We start from the raw sequence: 18068 nt of genomic DNA on the forward strand, positions 1-18068 counted from the left end.
CTTACAGCGCCGATGGTACTGCAGGGGGGACCCTGTGGGAGAGTAGGACGCCGCCGAACTCCTTTTAGAGCTCTGGCTCTTGGGCACTCAGCCCGAGGGCCAGAGCTTTTTTGCGTTGAGGTAGGGTCAGGGGGCATCGTAGGTACGTTTCCCCAGGAGGCTCCCGGGTGGAGGTCCAGGAGACCCGTGTCCAGACGGACCGGGTCCTCACCATCCCCAACATCCTCAGCATGGCGCGGCTCCTTGGCGTGCCGCTGTTCCTGTGGCTGATTCTGAGGCCCGAGTTCGGCGGGCCGAAGAGTGATGGCTGGGCCCTTCTGGTGTTGGCTCTGAGCGGCGTCAGTGACTACCTGGACGGCAAGCTCGCACGCCGCTGGAACCAGATCAGCAGTCTCGGCCGGCTTCTCGACCCGGCGGCCGACCGGCTCTACATTCTCTCGACTTTGGTCGGCCTCACCTGGCGGGAGATTCTGCCCCTCTGGTTGACCGCTGCACTTCTGGCGCGTGAGCTGGTTCTCCTGGTGATGGTGGGCATCCTCAGGCGTCACGGCTATCCGCCTCCGCAGGTGAACTTCCTTGGGAAGGCAGCTACGTTCAACCTGATGTATGCCTTCCCGTTGCTACTGCTGAGTGACGGAAGTGGATGGATCCCGTCACTCGCTGCTATTTTCGGATGGGCGTTCGCCGGATGGGGTACAACGCTGTACTGGTGGGCAGGAGTTCTCTACGTGGTTCAGGTCCGCCGCCTGGTCCGTGCGGACGCCATGGCCGAGTGAACTCGCGGATTGAAGCGGGCGTAGTGGCCCGATGGCCCGCGGTGGAAAAGTGCGGGACAATCTGGACGGGTGAAGTCGGCTAGACCGTCGTCTCTTCGAGGAGGACGCTTCCGACATGAAGGCCGTCGTGATGGCCGGAGGCGAAGGCACGCGCCTTCGCCCCATGACCTCAAGCATGCCCAAGCCGCTCCTGCCGGTTGCCAACCGGCCGATCATGGAGCATGTTCTGCGGCTGCTCAAAAGGCATGGGCTGAATGAGACCGTCGTGACCGTTCAGTTCCTGGCTTCGCTGGTCAAGAACTACTTCGGTGACGGTGAAGAGCTCGGAATGGAGCTCAGCTATGCCAACGAGGAGAAGCCACTCGGTACCGCCGGAAGCGTCAAGAACGCCGAAGAGGCGTTGAAGGACGATGCTTTCCTCGTCATTTCCGGCGACGCGCTGACCGACTTCGACCTCACCGAGCTGATCAACTTCCACAAGGAAAAAGGATCGCTCGTCACCGTCTGTCTGACCAGGGTGCCCAATCCGCTGGAATTCGGTATCACGATCGTCGACGAGGAGGGCAAGGTCGAGCGCTTCCTCGAGAAGCCGACCTGGGGCCAGGTCTTCTCGGACACCGTGAACACCGGTATCTACGTCATGGAGCCCGAGGTATTCGACTATGTCGAGCCCGACGTGCCCGTGGACTGGTCCGGTGATGTCTTCCCGCAGCTGATGAAGGAAGGCAAACCGATCTATGGCTATGTCGCTGAGGGCTACTGGGAGGACGTCGGCACTCACGAGAGCTATGTGAAGGCGCAGGCCGACGTCCTGGAGGGCAAGGTCGACGTCGAACTCGACGGCTTCGAGATCTCCCCGGGCGTGTGGGTGGCTGAAGGCGCCGAAGTGCATCCCGACGCGGTGCTCCGTGGGCCGCTGTACATCGGCGACTACGCCAAGGTCGAAGCCGGTGTGGAAATCAGGGAGCACACCGTCGTCGGCTCGAACGTGGTCGTGAAGAGCGGAGCCTTTCTGCACAAGGCCGTCGTGCACGACAACGTGTACGTCGGGCAGCACAGCAATCTGCGTGGGTGCGTCGTCGGAAAGAACACCGACATCATGCGCGCCGCCCGGATCGAGGACGGCGCGGTCATCGGTGACGAGTGCCTGATCGGCGAGGAATCGATTGTTCAGGGCAACGTGCGGGTCTATCCGTTCAAGACCATCGAGGCCGGCGCCTTCGTCAACACCTCGGTGATCTGGGAGTCGAGAGGCCAGGCGCATCTCTTCGGCGCCCGCGGCGTCTCCGGGATCCTGAACGTGGAGATCACGCCGGAACTGGCTGTTCGCCTCGCCGGTGCCTACGCGACGACCTTGAAGAAGGGCTCCACCGTCACCACGGCCCGCGACCACTCCCGTGGTGCACGGGCACTCAAGAGGGCGGTCATCTCCGCGCTCCAGGCCAGCGCCATCGACGTACGGGACCTGGAGAACGTACCGCTGCCGGTGGCGCGGCAGCAGACCGCGCGGGGCAGTGCCGGCGGGATCATGATCCGAACGACACCGGGTGTACCGGATTCCGTGGACATCATGTTCTTCGACGGGCAGGGGGCGGACCTGTCGCAGGCCAGTCAGCGGAAGCTGGACCGGGTCTTCGCCAGGCAGGAGTACCGGCGTGCGTTCCCTGGAGAGATCGGGGACCTGCACTTTCCGGCCAGTGTGTTCGACTCGTACACCGGCTCGCTGCTGCGGAACGTCGACACGACGGGGATCTCGGAGTCGGGGCTCAAGGTCGTCGTCGACGCGTCGAACGGCAGCGCCGGGCTCGTGCTTCCCAGCCTGCTGGGCAAGCTCGGTGTGGACTCGCTGACCATCAACCCCGGTCTCGACGAGTCCAGGCCCACGGAGTCGGCGGATACGCGGCGGTCGGGGCTGGTGCGGCTGGGCGAGATCGTGGCGTCCGCGCGGGCCGCGTTCGGCGTGCGGTTCGACCCGGTCGGTGAGCGGTTGTCGCTGGTCGACGAGAGGGGGCGGATCGTCGAGGACGACCGGGCCCTGCTGGTCATGCTCGACCTGGTGGCCGCTGAGCGGCGTAGCGGGCGTGTGGCGCTGCCGGTGACCACCACGAGGATCGCCGAGCAGGTGGCGGCGTATCACGGGACGCAGGTGGAGTGGACGACCACCTCGCCCGATGACCTGACCCGGGTCGGGCGCGACGACACGACGATCTTCGGCGGCGACGGCAAGGGCGGGTTCATCGTCCCCGAGTTCAGCAGTGTCTTCGACGGTACGGCGGCCTTCGTGCGGCTGATCGGGCTCGTGGCGCGGACGCAGCTCACGCTGAGCCAGATCGACGCGCGGATTCCGCGGGCGCATGTCATCAAGCGTGATCTCGCGACCCCCTGGGCCGTCAAGGGCCTCGTCATGCGGCGGGTCGTCGAGGAGGCCGGAGATCGCTTTGTCGACACGACCGACGGAGTGCGGGTCGTGGAGACCGACGGGCGGTGGGTGATGGTGCTGCCGGACCCGGCGGAGGCGGTAACCCATCTGTGGGCCGAGGGGCCGGACGACGCGTCCGCCCAGGAGCTGCTCGACGAGTGGTCCGCGGTCGTGGACAGCGCCGGCCGGTAGAGCAAGCAGCACACGCGCGTGCCGGACAGGTGTCCCCGAAAGGGGGCCTGTCCGGCACGCCGGTGGGGCCATTCGGAGGTAGCGGCCGCGACGTGCGACGATGTGCGGCATGCCGCAGCCGCCCCCCGTTCGGAGCACATCTACGCCCCCTGCGCGCCCGGACGCGTCCATGTCGCTGCTCACCAACGTCATGGATCACAGCCTCGACGACGGGTACGCCGAGGCCGCCGCCCGCAAGAAGGCCGCGGGTGACGGGGGACTGCCCAAGACGCTGAGGGCGAAGCTGGGGCTCGCCGCCGGTCTGGTGCTCGCGGCGCTCGTGGTGACCGTGGGAGCGGCGCAGGCGCGCGTGGCGGCCCCCGTGGTGGCCAAGGAGCGCGAGGAGCTGATCGACCGCATCGACCGTGAGACGGCGACGGCGGACAAGCTGGAGGAGACCGTCGACGACTTGCGCGCCGATGTGAGCGCGCGGCAGCGCGAGGCCCTGAAGACCGCCGGCGGCGACCAGGCCGAGCTCGTGGGCATCCTCGCTGGCGCGGTCGAGGTGCACGGGCCCGGCGTGAAGCTCGTCGTGAACGACGCCAAGGAAGCGGGCACGGACGGCGACGGCGACCCGCGCGGGTCGTCCGGGTTCTCCGACACCGGCCGGGTGCGCGACCGCGACATGCAGCGTGTGGTCAACGGGCTGTGGGAGTCGGGTGCCGAGGCCGTCTCGATCAATGGACAGCGGCTGACGGCCCTGTCGGCGATCCGAGCCGCGGGTGACGCAATACTGGTCGACAACAAGCCGCTGGTGCCGCCGTACACGGTGCTCGCGGTGGGGGACGGGGAGCGGCTGAGCACCAGGTTCCAGGACAGTGCCGACGGGCTGTACCTGCACGCCTTGCAGGAGAACTTCGGTATCCGTACCAGCATTTCCGTGCAGGAGGACCTGCGGCTGCCCGCCGCCCCGAGCGTGATCGTACGTACAGCACAGCCGAACACCGAGAAAACCGAGAAGGGCACATCGTGATCGCCGTACTGGGCCTCGTCGTCGGAGTCGTGGCCGGACTGTTGGTCCGGCCTGAGGTTCCGGCGGTCGTCGAGCCTTATCTGCCGATCGCCGTCGTGGCGGCTCTGGACGCCGTCTTCGGGGGTCTGCGGGCCATGCTCGACGGCATCTTCGACGACAAGGTCTTCGTCGTGTCGTTCCTGTCCAATGTGGTCGTGGCCGCGCTGATCGTGTTCCTGGGCGACAAGTTGGGCGTCGGGGCCCAGCTGTCCACGGGTGTCGTCGTGGTGCTCGGCATCCGGATCTTCTCGAACGCCGCGGCGATTCGCCGGCACGTGTTCCGGGCGTGAGGCCGATGAGCAACCAGGAACAGAGCCCCGAGAACAGGCTGCGCAAGGAGCTGCCCGAAGAGGTGGCGACGGGCGCGGGCGAGGCGTCGGACGCCCCTGAGAGCACGGACACGCCCGAGGGGCGGCAAGAGCGACAGTCCGGGCTGACCGGTCGGCAGCGGCTGGCTCAGGGCCTGTGGCCGCCCCGCGTGACCCGGGCCCAACTCATCGTCGCCCTGCTGCTGTTCGGCCTCGGGTTCGGTCTGGCGGTGCAGGTCGCGTCGAACAGCGACAGCGACAGCGCCCTGCGCGGCGCACGTCAGGAAGATCTCGTTCGCATCCTCGATGAACTGGACGACCGTACTCAGCGTCTAGAGGACGAGAAGCAAGGTCTCGAGAAGCAGCGTGACGAACTGGAGAACAGTTCGAACCAGGCCGAGGAGGCCCGCAAGCAGACGGTCGAGAAGGAGAGGCAACTCGGCATTCTGGCGGGCACGGTGGCCGCTCAGGGACCTGGCATCACGATGACCATCGACGACACGAAGGGAACGGTCGAGGCGGACATGCTGCTCGACGCGATCCAGGAGCTGCGCGCGGCCGGCGCGGAGGCGATCCAGGTGAACGGCGTACGCGTCGTCGCCGGCACCTACCTCACCGATTCCGGCAACAGCGTGAGCGTCGACGGGAACAAGATCAACGCTCCCTATCGTTTCAAGGTCATCGGCAAGCCACAGGACCTGGAACCGGCGCTCAACATCCCTGGAGGCGTGGTGCAGACTCTCGAGAAGGAGCAGGCCACCGTGACGATCGAGCGGTCGGACAAGATCGTTGTGGACGCCTTGCGAGCGGCGAAGCGGCCTGACTACGCTCGGTCGTCCTCCCAGTGAACCGGCGGTGCATGGGGGACGTCCGGCCAGGGCATGAGGTTGCGGGGGGTCGGCGCACCGAATGGGTGGTGCGTGGTGGAAACTGTCTGGTGGAGACGGACGTTGTGAAGATGTCCGGGTCGGCCAGAGTGAGCAGTCAGGGTTCGTCCTGCCCCACGGGCGGGTCTGTTTCGGTCAAGGGGAATCGCCCGTGAAGTTGTTTGCGAAGTTGTTCGGCAAGAGCGCGCGAGAGGGCAGCGACAACGCCACCGCTCGTCACCGCGCACAAGGGGACGACGACGGCCAGCGCCCGCTGTTCAGGGACCAGGTGTCTGGGCCGGGCGGTGACATTTCCGGAGGTCAGGGCGCGCCGTCAGTTGACCCTGGCCAGTCCGGCGGCATAGGTTTCGGGCAACCGTCAACCTCAAGTACGGGTGGAGGGTTTTCCCCGATGTCGGCCCTGGTGTGTACGAGGTGCGGTAACCGCAACGCGGAGAACAGCCGCTTCTGTTCCAACTGCGGTGCTCCGCTGCGCAGCGGCGCGACGCCCGAGCGGCCGTCCGAGACGACCTCCACGATCTCCATCTCCGGTATCGAGGCCTACGACGCCGAGACCACCGGTCAGACGCAGATCCCGGCGCTGTCGCCCGAGGCGCAGGCCGCCGTCGACGCGCTGCCGCTGGGCTCCGCGCTTCTGGTGGTGCGCCGCGGACCGAACTCGGGCAGCCGGTTCCTCCTGGACGGCGATCTGACCACCGCCGGTCGGCACCCGCAGAGCGACATCTTCCTGGACGACGTGACGGTCTCGCGTCGGCATGTGGAGTTCCGTCGCGCTCAGGACGGCTCCTTCACGGTCGCCGACGTCGGCAGCCTGAACGGCACGTACGTCAACCGCGAGCGGATCGACCAGGTTGCTCTGAACAACGGCGACGAGGTGCAGATCGGCAAGTACCGGCTGGTCTTCTACGCAAGCCAGCGGGGCTACTGACCCTCCCCCGGAGACCGTCCGGGGAGACCCAGGGAAGGTCCATGCTGAAAACACCGAGCGGCGGTGCCGGCCACGGCATCGCCGCCACGGACGGTCGGCTGATGAGCATCGGCACGGTGCTGAACGTGCTGCGTGACGAGTTCCCTGACATCACCATCTCCAAGATCCGTTTCCTGGAGTCGGAGGGGCTGGTCGAGCCGCAGCGAACCCCCTCGGGGTATCGCAAGTTCAGCGTGCAGGACGTCGAGCGGCTCGGTCACGTCCTGCGGATGCAGCGGGACCACTATCTGCCCCTGAAGGTCATCCGGGAGCATCTGGACGCCATGGAGCGCGGTCAGGCGGCACCGCTGCCGACCGTGTGCCGGCAGCGGGACGGTGAAACGGTCCTGGAGCCCGTGGAAGGGCCCACGGCGGCCCGGGTCGGGCGCGCCGAGCTGCTGGCCGCGGCCGGGATCGACGAGCGCGAGCTCGCGGAATGGGAGTCGTACGGCCTGATCGCTCCGCTGCCGGACGGGGCGTACGACGCGGAGGCGGTCACCGTGGCCACGCTGGTGGCCGAGCTGGGGCGGTTCGGGATCGAGCCCCGGCACCTTCGGGTGATGAAGGCCGCCGCCGATCGTGAGGCCGGACTGGTGGACCAGGTCGTGGCGCCGCTGAAACGGCACCGCAACCCTCAGACCAGGGCTCATGCCGAGGCGCGCGCCAAGGAACTGGCGGGGCTCACGGTCAAGCTGCACTCCGCGCTGGTGCAAACGGCTCTCGGGGTGCGGCTGCCCTGAGCGGGGCATGCACAGGAAGGCCGGATCGGCCACCCGTTCTCTGCCCGACTACCCAAACGTCCCGGGCACGGCCTAGGGTTGCTGTGTGAACGAGCTCGATGTCGTAGGTGTCCGGGTCGAAATGCCCTCCAACCAACCGATCGTGCTCCTGCGCGAAGTGGGAGGCGACCGCTACCTCCCCATCTGGATCGGGCCGGGGGAGGCGACGGCGATCGCCTTCGCCCAGCAGGGCATGGCCCCCGCGCGACCGCTGACCCACGACCTGTTCAAGGACGTGCTGGAGGCCGTCGGCCAGGAGCTCACCGAAGTACGCATCACGGATCTGCGTGAGGGCGTCTTCTACGCCGAGCTGGTGTTCGCCAGCGGCGTCGAGGTGAGCGCCCGTCCGTCTGATGCCATAGCGCTGGCCCTGCGCACCGGAACGCCGATCTACGGCAGCGACGGGGTGCTGGACGACGCCGGCATCGCGATCCCGGACGAGCAGGAGGACGAGGTGGAGAAGTTCCGCGAGTTCCTCGACCAGATCTCGCCCGAGGACTTCGGCACCAGCAGTCAGTGAGACGGCGTGGGCGTCGGCCGGACTTGCGGTCCGTAGTGGCTCGGCCCACAGTCGGTTACGGCTCAAATGCCAGAATTTGTCGCCGGTGAGCGAGAGCGTCCCCGAGGCCCGCTCCGAAGGCATTCGGCTAGCCTTTCCCCGCGGTGGGGTGCGGGAAACCACTCCTAGGGTGATTATCACTCGGCGTGCCGAGTGTGGCGATCGTTGACGCACCCCTGGTGACTGCCTACCGTCGAGAAGGCAGGTCAAGGACGGAGGTCGGCGTGAGAAGCAGCGGCGACGGTACGGCTGGGGGTGCCCCCGGGCGCAGTCTCGGGGCGAGCGGTCCGTACCCGCTTCACAGCAGCGCTGTTCAGGGCGGTGCTGCCGATCACGCTCCGCATCGGCCGACGGCCGTGCCGAGCACCGGTGGAGGGGCGGCGTCCATGGGGTCGGAAGAGATCGGCTACCGCGGTCCGACGGCGTGCGCTGCCGCCGGCATCACATACCGCCAGCTGGACTACTGGGCACGCACCGGCCTCGTCGAGCCGAGCGTGCGGCCCGCCTACGGGTCCGGGACGCAGCGGTTGTACAGCTTCCGGGACGTCGTTGTCCTGAAGATCGTCAAGCGGTTCCTCGACACCGGGGTGTCGCTCCAGAACATCCGTACCGCGGTGCAGCACCTGCGGGAGCAGGGCTTTCGCGACCTCGAGCGCATGACGCTGATGAGCGACGGCGCGACCGTGTACGAGTGCAGCTCGCCGGACGAGGTGCACGCGCTGCTCCAGGGCGGACAGGGGATCTTCGGGATCGCCGTGGGTGTGGTCTGGCGGGACGTCGAGAGCGCGTTGTCGCAGCTGCACGGGGAGCGGATCGACACCGGGGAGACGCTCATCGGGCACAACCCGGCGGACGAGCTGGCTCGCCGGCGTAACCGGGCGGTCTGACAGGGCTTCGGCCCGGCCCGGCCGTGCTGCTCATTGTCAGTGGCGTGAGGCAGCATCGGAGATGTGAGAAACGCGCCCACGATCCTGCATCTCGACATGGATGCCTTCTACGCCTCGGTGGAGCAGGCATCCAAGCCGAGCCTGCGGGGGAAAGCCGTGATCGTGGGCGGGCTCGGGCCGCGTGGAGTCGTCGCCACCGCTTCCTATGAGGCCCGGGTGTTCGGGGTGCACTCGGCGATGCCCATGGCGCAGGCACGCCGGCTGGCGCCGAACGCCGCGTATCTCGTGCCCCGCTTCGGGATCTACCGCGACATCAGCGAGCGGGTGATGGGGCTGCTGCGGGAGCTTTCGCCGCTGGTGGAGCCGTTGAGCCTGGACGAGGCGTTCGTGGATCTGGAGGCCGGAGGGGCGGCTTGGGACGCGTCGTCGGCGCGGCTGGTGGGGGTGAAGCTGCGCGGCGACATAAGGGCTGCCACGGGACTCGCGGGGTCGGTGGGGCTGGCCGCGTCCAAGATGCTCGCGAAGATCGGCTCGGAGCAGGCCAAGCCCGATGGGCTGGTGCTGATCGAGCCGGGGACCGAGCGGGCGCTGCTCGGGCCGATGTCGGTGCGGACGCTGCCGGGGGTGGGGCCGGCGACGGGGGACCATCTGCGGCGGGCCGGGATCCATACGGTCGAGGAGATCGCCGAGGCCGGTGAGGACGAGCTCGTACGGCTGCTGGGCAAGGCCCATGGGCATGCGCTGTACGCGATGGCGCTGGCGCACGACGAGCGGCCCGTGGTGGCCGAGCGGGAGGCCAAGTCGGTGTCGGTCGAGGACACGTACGACGTGGACATTCATGACCGGGTGCGGGTCGGTCTTGAGGTGCAGCGGCTGGCCGATCGCTGTGTGCGGCGGTTGCGGGGGGCCGGGTTGTCGGGGCGGACCATCGTGCTGAAGGTGCGGCGGTACGACTTCTCGACCCTTACACGGTCCGAGACGTTGCGGGGGCCGACGGATGATCCGGCGGTGGTGCGGGAGGCCGCTGCTCGGCTGCTGGACTCCGTGGACACGACGGGCGGGGTGCGGCTGCTGGGGGTCGGGGTCAGCGGGCTGGCCGACTACACGCAGGAGGACTTGTTCGCCCAGGCCGCGGGGGAGCTGGGGGAGCAGCAGTCGGTGGAGGACGGTGAGGAGAGCGCGGAGGGGGTGGTCGTGGCGCGGGGGGAGGAAAGGCCGAGCGAGCGGAGATGGCTCGCCGGGCACGATGTGCGGCACGCCGAGTACGGGCATGGGTGGGTGCAGGGGAGCGGGCTGGGGCGGGTGACCGTGCGGTTCGAGACGCCGGGGTCGGAGCCGGGGCGGGTGCGGACGTTCCAGGTGGATGATCCGGGGCTGGAGGCGGTGGAGCCGCTGCCGCTCGTGGAGGAGCGGCCTGGGGAAGGGGGAGAAGTCGGGGGACCAGGGGGCTCTGAGGGCTCCGTGGTCGGTGGGGATGGTGCGGCTGCGCTGCCTGGATAGGAGGGTGTGGCTGAGGGGGTCGGCCGGTGGGACGTCCGTGCCGGAGTCGGCAGGGCTTGGAGGTCGGCTTTCGTCGTCCTCGTCGCTCTCGTCGGCGGGAAGGGGCGGAAGGCGGCCCGTTCGGGCTGGTCAGGGGTGCGGGGTCGTGGGGTCGTTGTTGTTGGGCGGCTCCGTGGGGGCCAGGTTGCCGAAGTCCCGGTCGGGGGGTGGGGGCGGGGCCGTTACATCAAGGCCGTAGTGGTGGTAGAGCTGGAGCTCCTGTTCGGGGGACAGATGGCGGCCCACTCCGAAGTCGGGGGCGTCCTTGATCAGGGCACGGTCGAAGGGGATGTGGAGGCTGCCCTCCACCAGCTCGCTGGGCTCCAGGGGGACGAAGGCGTCCCGGGAGAACAGGCCGGTGCGTATCGCCGCCCATTCCGGTACCCCGGTCGCGTCGTCGAGGTAGACCTCGTCGATGGTGCCGATCTTGGTGCCGTTGCGGTCGAAGGCCTTGCGGCCGATCAGATTGCGCGGATCGATGTCGGTCTGCACGGGCCCTCCACTTGGTCACAACTCATCCGTAAGCACTACGAAAAGGCAGATTGGTGAGAGCGGCCACTCGAAGGTCCGTGCGTCGACCTCGCTGGTAGGCTTCATAGCGGCTGCTGACCCCGTGCGGGAGAGTCCTCCGGACACCATCGGAGGCGCCGAAGGAGCAAATCCTCCCCGGAATCTCTCAGGCACACGTACCGCACGGACGAGGTCACTCTGGAAAGCAGGGCGGGTGTCGACGGCTTCCGCTCTCACCGACGGTGAAAGCCGACGGCCTTCGGGCGGTCCGGTGAAGCTCTCAGGTTGAGATGACAGAGGGGGAGGCCGTTCGGGTACCCGCGCCGTGGTGCCCCTCGAAGGTCGTGTCAGACCAGGAGGCCTCCGCAAATGACCGCCCATCGCATTCCGCTCTCCGAGCTCGAACAGGGAATCCCCTTCGAGCAGCGTCATATCGGCCCTGATCATGAGGCCCGGGCCAAGATGCTCGCCCAGGTCGGGTACGGCTCCCTCGACGAGCTCACCGCCGCCGCGGTGCCGGACGTGATCAAGAACGCCGACTCGCTGGATCTGCCGGGTGCCCGCACCGAGGCCGAGGTGCTGGCCGAGCTGCGTTCCCTCGCCGACCGCAACCAGGTGCTGGACTCGATGATCGGGCTCGGGTACTACGGGACCTTCACCCCGCCGGTCATCCTGCGGAATGTCATGGAGAACCCCGCCTGGTACACGGCCTACACGCCGTACCAGCCCGAGATCTCCCAGGGGCGTCTCGAGGCCCTGCTGAACTTCCAGACCATGGTCGCCGAGCTCGCCGGGCTGCCGACCTCCGGTGCCTCGCTGCTCGACGAGGGGACGGCCGCCGCCGAGGCCATGGCCCTGTCCCGGCGCATGGGCAAGAACAAGAAGGGGCTGTTCCTGGTCGACGCGGACGTGCTTCCGCAGACCATCGCCGTGATCGAGACCCGCGCCGAGCCGACGGGCGTGGAGGTCGTCGTCGCCGACCTCTCGGACGGCATTCCGGCCGAGATCGCCGCGCGCGAGATCACCGGCGTGCTCCTGCAGTACCCGGGCGCCTCCGGTGTCGTACGGGACATCAAGCCGGTCATCGACCAGGCGCACGAGCTCGGTGCCCTCGTCACCGTCGCCGCCGACCTGCTCGCGCTCACGCTGCTGAAGTCGCCGGGCGAGCTAGGGGCGGACATCGCGGTCGGTACGACACAGCGGTTCGGTGTGCCGATGGGCTTCGGCGGACCGCATGCCGGCTACATGGCCGTCCACGAGAAGTTCGCGCGCAGCCTGCCGGGGCGGCTCGTGGGCGTGTCCGTGGACGCCGACGGGAACAAGGCCTACCGGCTGGCGCTGCAGACGCGTGAGCAGCACATCCGGCGGGAGAAGGCCACCAGCAACATCTGTACGGCTCAGGTGCTCCTCGCCGTCATGGCCGGCATGTACGCCGTCTACCACGGTCCCGAGGGGCTGCGGAGCATCGCGCGGCGGACCCACCGCTACGCCTCGATCCTCGCCGCGGGGCTCAAGGCCGGCGGTATCGAGGTCGTGCACGGCTCCTACTTCGACACCCTGACCGTGCGGGTGCCCGGGAAGGCCACCGAGGTCGTCGCCGCCGCTCGGCAGAACGGCGTCAACCTGCGCCTCGTCGACGCCGACCACGTCTCCATCGCCTGCGACGAGACCACTCTGCGGGCCCAGCTGGGCGCCGTATGGGCGGCGTTCGGCGTCGAGGGCGACATCGAGGCGCTGGACGCGAGCGCCGCGGACGCGCTCACGGACGGGCTGCTGCGTACCGACGACTACCTCACGCACCCCGTCTTCCACCAGCACCGTTCCGAGACGGCGATGCTGCGCTACCTGCGCCGGCTGGCCGACCGGGACTACGCACTCGACCGCGGCATGATCCCGCTGGGCTCCTGCACGATGAAGCTCAACGCGACCACCGAGATGGAGCCGGTCACCTGGCCCGAGTTCGGGCAGCTGCACCCCTTCGCGCCCGCCGAGCAGGCGCAGGGCTATCTGACGCTCATCCACGAGCTGGAGGAACGTCTCGCCGAGGTCACCGGCTACGACAAGGTCTCCCTCCAGCCCAACGCCGGCTCGCAGGGTGAGCTGGCCGGACTGCTCGCCGTGCGCGGGTACCACCGGGCCAACGGCGACGAGCAGCGCACCGTCTGCCTCATCCCGTCCTCCGCGCACGGCACGAACGCCGCCAGCGCCGTGATGGCCGGCATGAAGGTCGTCGTCGTGAAGACCGCCGAGGACGGCGAGATCGACGTCGAGGACCTGCGGGCCAAGATCGAGAAGCACCGGGACGAGCTGTCGGTGCTGATGATCACGTACCCGTCGACGCACGGCGTCTTCGAGGAGCACGTCGCCGACATCTGCGCGCAGGTGCACGAGGCCGGCGGGCAGGTGTACGTCGACGGCGCCAACCTCAACGCGCTGGTGGGGCTGGCCAAGCCGGGCCACTTCGGCGGCGACGTCTCGCACCTGAACCTGCACAAGACCTTCTGCATCCCGCACGGCGGCGGCGGTCCGGGCGTCGGTCCGGTCGGTGTGCGCGCGCACCTGGCGCCGTACCTGCCGAACCACCCGCTCCAGCCGGCCGCCGGTCCGAAGACGGGCGTCGGCCCGATCTCGGCGGCGCCGTGGGGTTCCGCGGGGATCCTGCCGATCTCGTGGGCGTACGTCCGCCTCATGGGCGGTGAGGGTCTGAAGCGGGCCACGCAGGTGGCCGTGCTGTCCGCGAACTACGTCGCCAAGCGACTGGAGCCGCACTACCCGGTGCTCTACACCGGGCCCGGCGGACTCGTCGCGCACGAGTGCATCATCGACCTGCGTCCGCTGACCAAGGCGACCGGCGTGAGCGTCGACGATGTGGCCAAGCGGCTCATCGACTACGGCTTCCACGCGCCGACGATGTCGTTCCCGGTGGCCGGCACGCTGATGATCGAGCCGACCGAGTCCGAGGACCTGGCCGAGCTCGACCGGTTCTGCGAGGCGATGATCGCCATCCGTGCGGAGATCGAGAAGGTCGGGTCGGGCGAGTGGCCCGCCGAGGACAACCCGCTGCGCAACGCCCCGCACACCGCCGGCGCGCTGGGCGGCACGTGGGAGCACGCGTACAGCCGTGAGGACGCCGTCTTCCCGGCCGGGGTGTCCGCCGCCGACAAGTACTGGCCGCCGGTGCGCCGCATCGACCAGGCCTTCGGTGACCGGAACCTCGTCTGCTCCTGCCCGCCGCTGGACGCCTACGACGACTGAGCGGCAGCGGGCTGAGGTCCGCAGGGACGCTGCACGGAAGAAAGAAGGGCTCCCCTACGGCCACGCACGGCCGTAGGGGAGCCCTTCCGCGTGGGGAGCACTTTCGCGTGTCCGCCTCATACGGTCGTCAGGGCGACCTCCGTGGCCTCGACCAGGGCGACGACGGGGACGCCGGGGGACAGGTCCAGGTCGGTGGTGGCGTCCCTGGTGATGGCGGCGGTGACCGCGCCGCCCTCGACCGCGATCTTCACCGACGCCATCGCGCCGCCGGTGGCGATGCCGGTGATCGTGCCGGGGAGTTGGTTGCGCAGGGGGAGGCGGTCCTCGATCGGCGAGGTGGCGAGGGAGATGTGGGTCGCGGTCACGAGGGCGTTGACGGTGGTGCCCTCGGCCAGGCCGAGCTCTTCGACGGCCGACGGGGCGATCGCCGCGGTGAGGTCCTGGCCGCCGGTGAGATGGACGTCGACCATCGCCGTGGCCGCCCCCGGGGTGATGGCCGTGATCGTGCCGGGGAGCTGATTGCGGATGCTCAGGCCCATGGGAGACGCCTCGCACGGTGTTGTTCATGTGCTTGTGCGGCTTTTGCTCACCACCCTAGCCTTCGCCGCAGCTGCCGGGGCCCGCCCGGCGCGCGCCGTTCAGGAGATGCCGGACGCGTTGAGTACCGCCTCCGCCGTGGCGTCGTCGATCTCATGTCTCAGTCGTTCCAGTACGTCGATGCCCTCCAGCAGGGTTCCGCCGGCGCGGGAGCGGCGTACCCCGGTGTCCAGCTCGTGCCACAGCAGCGGGTTGCTGAGCAGGACGCGCGGGTCCAGGTCCAGACGGCGGCCGTCCGCGTCGCGCAGCGTCAGGTGCGCCGAGACGTCGCCGTACTGCCGCACGGTCACCAGCTCGTCCGTGCGCACGGCCTGACGTCGTACGAGGCCGCGCACCGCGAGCCAGCCGGGGCCGGCGGTCACGCGCTGGGGGAGCAGGATCGTGAACAGTACGGAGGTCATGACCAGCCACAGCAGGGTGCGCGGCGGCGTGAGGGTGTGGCCGTCCCAGTCGACCAGCAGGGTCAGGCCGAAGAACGTCGCTGCGCAGCCCGCGGCGAACCGGGCACTGTCATGCCAGTGACGGTCACCGGTCGGGGCCGGGCGCGGTCTGCTTCCGTCCACAGTGCCGACGGTAAGGGGCGGCGGCGCGGGAGCGAATGGCGCTGACCGTGCTCTGACGCCTTACGGCTCATCGTTGACGCGATCCTGTTGGGCCGCGGCCGGTTCGGCGGTGTGCGGGCGTCAGCCCGTGTGGACGCGGGGTCTGCGGTCGCGGTCCGGCTCGGCCTCGCGCAGGACCTCGCGGGTGACCGGGGCGACCTCGCCCTGGCCGAAGAGGAAGAAGCGCAGAAAGTTGGCGAACGGGGTGCCCTCGGTCCACTCGAAGTAGATGTGCGGGATACAGCCGGTCGTGTCGCGCACGTTCAGCAGCAGTGCGGCCAGCGCGTTGGGGATGGAGGAGGACTCCAGGGTGAGGACGCGGTAGCGGTCGTGCATGACCTGGCCGCGCACGATCAGGCCGGCCTCGAACTCGGACGGGTCGGTGACCGTGACCTCGACGAAGACGAAGTCCTCCTGCTCCGAGAGGTCGTTGTCGGTGCGGATCTGCTCGATCTTGTCGCGGTACTCGGCCTTGTCCCGGCTGTCGGGCTCGTTGGCGATGAACCGGATCTTGCGGCTGGCCATGTCCCGGATGAATCGTTCCGCCATGACATCGAGCGTCACGCCGGTGACACGGAGCTCGAAGGCGCGCAGCAGCCGCGACAGCAGCGAGATCAGGATGATGCCGGCGATGAAACAGGCGCCGATCTTCACGCCGTCGGGGCGCTCGACGACGTTCACGACGGTCGTGTAGAGGAACACCACCGAGATGACCGCGAAACCGATGAACCAGTTGCGCTGGCCGGCCTTGCGGGCCGCGATGGTCACGGCGATGGCGGCGGAGCTGATGAGCACCAGCACGCCGGTGGCGTACGCGCCGCCCTGGGCGTCGACGTCGGCGTCGAAGATCCAGGTGACCAGGAAGGCGACCAGAGTGAAGACGATGACCATCGGGCGCACCGCGCGCGCCCAGTGCGGGGCCATGCCGTAGCGGGGGAGATAACGCGGCATCAGGTTGAGCAGGCCGGCCATGGCGGAGGCGCCGGCGAACCACAGGATGGCGATGGTGGAGACGTCGTAGACCGTGCCGAAGGCGTTGCCGAGGTACTCGTGTGCGAGGTACGCGAGCGCGCGGCCGTTGGCCTGGCCGCCGGACTCGAACTCCTTCTCCGGAATGAGCAGGGTGGTGATGAAGCTCGTCGTGATCAGGAAGCAGCTCATGATCACGGCGGCGGTGGTGAGCAGTTTCTTGGTGTCCCGGATGCGTCCCTCGGGGTTCTCCTCGGTCTCCCCGATGTCGCCCTTCACGTGCGGCATCACGGCGACGCCGGTCTCGAAGCCGGAGAGGCCGAGCGCGAGCTTGGGGAAGACGATCAGGGCGACGCCGATCATGACGAAGATGTTGCCGTGCTCGGCGGTCAGGGCGCTGGTCCAGTCGGTGACCACATGGCCCGCGGTGATGACGTGGTACAGGCCGGAGACCACGACCACGGCGTTGAGCGCGAGATAGAGGCCCACCAGCGCGACCGCGACGCCGATCGCCTCCAGGAAGCCCTTGAGGAACACCGCGCCGAGCAGCGCCACGAGGACCAGGGTGATCAGCATCTGCTTGTCGTGCAGGGCGCTTTCGAGGTGCGGGTTCTCGACCAGGTGGGTGGAGGCGTCCGCCGCGGACAGGGTGATGGTGATCAGGAAGTCCGTGGCCGCGAAGCCCAGCAGGGTCAGGACGAAGAGCTTGCCCTTCCAGAACGTCAGCAGCCGCTCCAGCATCGCGATCGAACCCTGGCCGTGCGGGCTCTCCTCGGCCACCCGGCGGTAGACGGGCAGGGCGCCCGCGAGGGTGACGACCACCAGCACGATGGTGGCGATGGGCGACAGCAGGCCGGCCGCGAGGGCCGCGATGCCGGGCTGGTAGCCGAGGGTCGAGAAGTAGTCGACGCCGGTGAGGCACATGACCCGGTACCACGGCTGGCCCTCCTGGGCGGGCTCCTCCGCGGTCTGCGTGCCCTTGGGAGCATGGCCCTTGCCCATGTCGGACAGGCCCTCCAGCATCCAGGCGCGCAAGCGACTGGGAGGAGGGTGTTCGGTCGTGGCCATCGGCCTGCTCCTGACGTGCGGTCGGCATGCGATTCCGGCCATCACGCAGACGGCGGCACCAGCGTAAGCAGAGAGTGACGCATGGGCCCACGGATCAAGGGGCTGCGGGCGTCAAGCTTCCGTTAAGACTGGCCGGATCGGCGTCGGTGCCGCATCAACAGGCGGGCTCACGCACCTGTTGGGGCCTGGTTGGGCTGTATGGGCGAGGGGTGGTTCGGGTGAACACTCAGCGTCACCACCCCGGCAATACGGCGCCTCGCAGGCTCTCGTTCGTGACGTACCGAGCGAGGGCGTGTCCTTGTGGTGGTGGCGTTCGCACGCCGTCCGCGAGGAGCCGGACGCCGTGATCCGCGGGCTGCGGTTCCGCCTCCGGCACGGCTGCGACCTGCGGTGATCGTGGGGCCGTAAGAGAACCGTCAAAGGCGTGCAGCGGGCCGTATGGGAGCCGTCAACGGCGCTCGAAACCGGCCACGAAGGCTGTTTCCTCGGAATCGTCCCTGCCCGACCGAACCTCACTCCAGGAGCTCACGATGGCCGATCTGGCCTTCGTCGTCATCACGATCGCGTGTTTCGCGCTGGTGGCTCTCGTCGCCAAGGGGGTGACGAAGCTGTGACCGCCGAGAACATCGTCGGCCTCGTCGTGGCCGTCGCCCTGCTGGGCTATCTCGTCCTCGCCCTGATCTTCCCGGAGAGGTTCTGAGCC

General features: G+C 68.6%; 16 protein-coding genes and 1 riboswitch. Of the genes, 12 read left to right on the top strand and 4 right to left on the bottom strand.

Annotation, left to right across the window (positions count from 1 at the left end; all coding sequences use genetic code 11):
- Window positions 1-167 precede the first annotated feature (167 nt).
- The 10 genes from ACFPQ9_RS29455 (at window position 168) to ACFPQ9_RS29500 (ending at window position 10325) form a co-directional block, all read left to right on the top strand.
- The gene (locus tag ACFPQ9_RS29455; RefSeq protein WP_380859870.1) at window positions 168-776 is read left to right on the top strand and encodes a CDP-alcohol phosphatidyltransferase family protein; all 609 of its coding nucleotides are present in this window, start codon (window positions 168-170) and stop codon (window positions 774-776) included.
- Between the two features lie 115 nt (window positions 777-891).
- Entirely contained in the window at window positions 892-3387 is a 2496-nt protein-coding gene (locus ACFPQ9_RS29460; RefSeq protein WP_380859873.1) for a sugar phosphate nucleotidyltransferase, read from the top strand.
- Between the two features lie 109 nt (window positions 3388-3496).
- On the top strand, window positions 3497-4399 hold the full coding sequence (locus tag ACFPQ9_RS29465) for a DUF881 domain-containing protein (protein WP_380859876.1): 903 nt from the start codon (window positions 3497-3499) through the stop codon (window positions 4397-4399).
- Window positions 4396-4728: a small basic family protein gene (locus ACFPQ9_RS29470; protein ID WP_003988855.1), complete on the top strand. Its 333-nt coding sequence runs from the start codon at window positions 4396-4398 to the stop codon at window positions 4726-4728. Before ACFPQ9_RS29465 ends, ACFPQ9_RS29470 begins: the two co-directional genes overlap by 4 nt.
- A gap of 5 nt (window positions 4729-4733) precedes the next feature.
- Window positions 4734-5594 (top strand): DUF881 domain-containing protein, encoded by an 861-nt coding sequence (locus tag ACFPQ9_RS29475; protein ID WP_380859880.1) that lies wholly within the window; start codon window positions 4734-4736, stop codon window positions 5592-5594.
- A gap of 61 nt (window positions 5595-5655) precedes the next feature.
- On the top strand, window positions 5656-6561 hold the full coding sequence (locus tag ACFPQ9_RS29480; protein WP_380859883.1) for an FHA domain-containing protein: 906 nt from the start codon (window positions 5656-5658) through the stop codon (window positions 6559-6561).
- A gap of 41 nt (window positions 6562-6602) precedes the next feature.
- Window positions 6603-7340, top strand: coding sequence for a transcriptional regulator FtsR (ftsR, locus tag ACFPQ9_RS29485; protein ID WP_380859886.1), 738 nt, complete (start codon window positions 6603-6605; stop codon window positions 7338-7340).
- 85 nt (window positions 7341-7425) lie between these two features.
- Complete coding sequence (locus tag ACFPQ9_RS29490; protein ID WP_004002801.1) at window positions 7426-7899, top strand: bifunctional nuclease family protein; 474 nt, start codon at window positions 7426-7428, stop codon at window positions 7897-7899.
- Between the two features lie 263 nt (window positions 7900-8162).
- Window positions 8163-8825 (top strand): MerR family transcriptional regulator, encoded by a 663-nt coding sequence (locus ACFPQ9_RS29495; RefSeq protein WP_380859891.1) that lies wholly within the window; start codon window positions 8163-8165, stop codon window positions 8823-8825.
- A 63-nt stretch (window positions 8826-8888) separates the two neighbouring features.
- The gene (locus ACFPQ9_RS29500) at window positions 8889-10325 is read left to right on the top strand and encodes a DNA polymerase IV (protein WP_380859894.1); all 1437 of its coding nucleotides are present in this window, start codon (window positions 8889-8891) and stop codon (window positions 10323-10325) included.
- A 129-nt stretch (window positions 10326-10454) separates the two neighbouring features.
- Here the strand turns inward: ACFPQ9_RS29500 and ACFPQ9_RS29505 are convergent, their stop codons facing one another.
- Window positions 10455-10856 carry a PRC-barrel domain-containing protein gene (locus ACFPQ9_RS29505; protein WP_380859897.1) on the bottom strand — a complete coding sequence of 134 codons (402 nt, stop codon included), beginning with the start codon at window positions 10854-10856 and terminating at the stop codon, window positions 10455-10457.
- 114 nt (window positions 10857-10970) lie between these two features.
- Window positions 10971-11066, top strand: a riboswitch (glycine riboswitch).
- A gap of 177 nt (window positions 11067-11243) precedes the next feature.
- Between ACFPQ9_RS29505 and gcvP the strand changes: the two genes are divergently transcribed.
- Window positions 11244-14129 carry an aminomethyl-transferring glycine dehydrogenase gene (gene gcvP, locus ACFPQ9_RS29510; RefSeq protein ID WP_380859900.1) on the top strand — a complete coding sequence of 962 codons (2886 nt, stop codon included), beginning with the start codon at window positions 11244-11246 and terminating at the stop codon, window positions 14127-14129.
- A 116-nt stretch (window positions 14130-14245) separates the two neighbouring features.
- On the opposite strand, the gene ACFPQ9_RS29515 is transcribed toward gcvP, so the two are convergent.
- From ACFPQ9_RS29515 to ACFPQ9_RS29525, 3 genes are all read right to left on the bottom strand, one after another.
- Window positions 14246-14668 carry a TOBE domain-containing protein gene (locus ACFPQ9_RS29515; protein WP_380859903.1) on the bottom strand — a complete coding sequence of 141 codons (423 nt, stop codon included), beginning with the start codon at window positions 14666-14668 and terminating at the stop codon, window positions 14246-14248.
- Between the two features lie 99 nt (window positions 14669-14767).
- Window positions 14768-15289 carry a hypothetical protein gene (locus tag ACFPQ9_RS29520; RefSeq protein WP_380859906.1) on the bottom strand — a complete coding sequence of 174 codons (522 nt, stop codon included), beginning with the start codon at window positions 15287-15289 and terminating at the stop codon, window positions 14768-14770.
- A 120-nt stretch (window positions 15290-15409) separates the two neighbouring features.
- Window positions 15410-17365 (bottom strand): APC family permease, encoded by a 1956-nt coding sequence (locus ACFPQ9_RS29525; RefSeq protein ID WP_380859909.1) that lies wholly within the window; start codon window positions 17363-17365, stop codon window positions 15410-15412.
- Window positions 17366-17975: 610 nt separating this feature from the next.
- Here ACFPQ9_RS29525 and kdpF point away from each other — a divergent pair.
- Window positions 17976-18065 carry a K(+)-transporting ATPase subunit F gene (gene kdpF / locus ACFPQ9_RS29530; protein ID WP_016434100.1) on the top strand — a complete coding sequence of 30 codons (90 nt, stop codon included), beginning with the start codon at window positions 17976-17978 and terminating at the stop codon, window positions 18063-18065.
- Window positions 18066-18068 lie beyond the last annotated feature (3 nt).

Source organism: Streptomyces coerulescens (genome assembly GCF_042657965.1).
In the GTDB taxonomy this organism is placed as follows: domain Bacteria; phylum Actinomycetota; class Actinomycetes; order Streptomycetales; family Streptomycetaceae; genus Streptomyces; species Streptomyces coerulescens.

Excerpts from the sequence above, each read along its gene's own strand:
- ACFPQ9_RS29465 (WP_380859876.1), top strand. The coding sequence starts at position 3,497 with ATGCCGCAGCCGCCCCCCGTTCGGAGCACATCTACGCCCCCTGCGCGC.
- ACFPQ9_RS29480 (WP_380859883.1), top strand. The coding sequence starts at position 5,656 with ATGGGTGGTGCGTGGTGGAAACTGTCTGGTGGAGACGGACGTTGTGAA.
- ACFPQ9_RS29525 (WP_380859909.1), bottom strand. The coding sequence starts at position 17,365 with ATGGCCACGACCGAACACCCTCCTCCCAGTCGCTTGCGCGCCTGGATG.
- ACFPQ9_RS29515 (WP_380859903.1), bottom strand. The coding sequence starts at position 14,668 with ATGGGCCTGAGCATCCGCAATCAGCTCCCCGGCACGATCACGGCCATC.
- ftsR (WP_380859886.1), top strand. The coding sequence starts at position 6,603 with ATGCTGAAAACACCGAGCGGCGGTGCCGGCCACGGCATCGCCGCCACG.
- ACFPQ9_RS29475 (WP_380859880.1), top strand. The coding sequence starts at position 4,734 with ATGAGCAACCAGGAACAGAGCCCCGAGAACAGGCTGCGCAAGGAGCTG.
- gcvP (WP_380859900.1), top strand. The coding sequence starts at position 11,244 with ATGACCGCCCATCGCATTCCGCTCTCCGAGCTCGAACAGGGAATCCCC.
- ACFPQ9_RS29460 (WP_380859873.1), top strand. The coding sequence starts at position 892 with ATGAAGGCCGTCGTGATGGCCGGAGGCGAAGGCACGCGCCTTCGCCCC.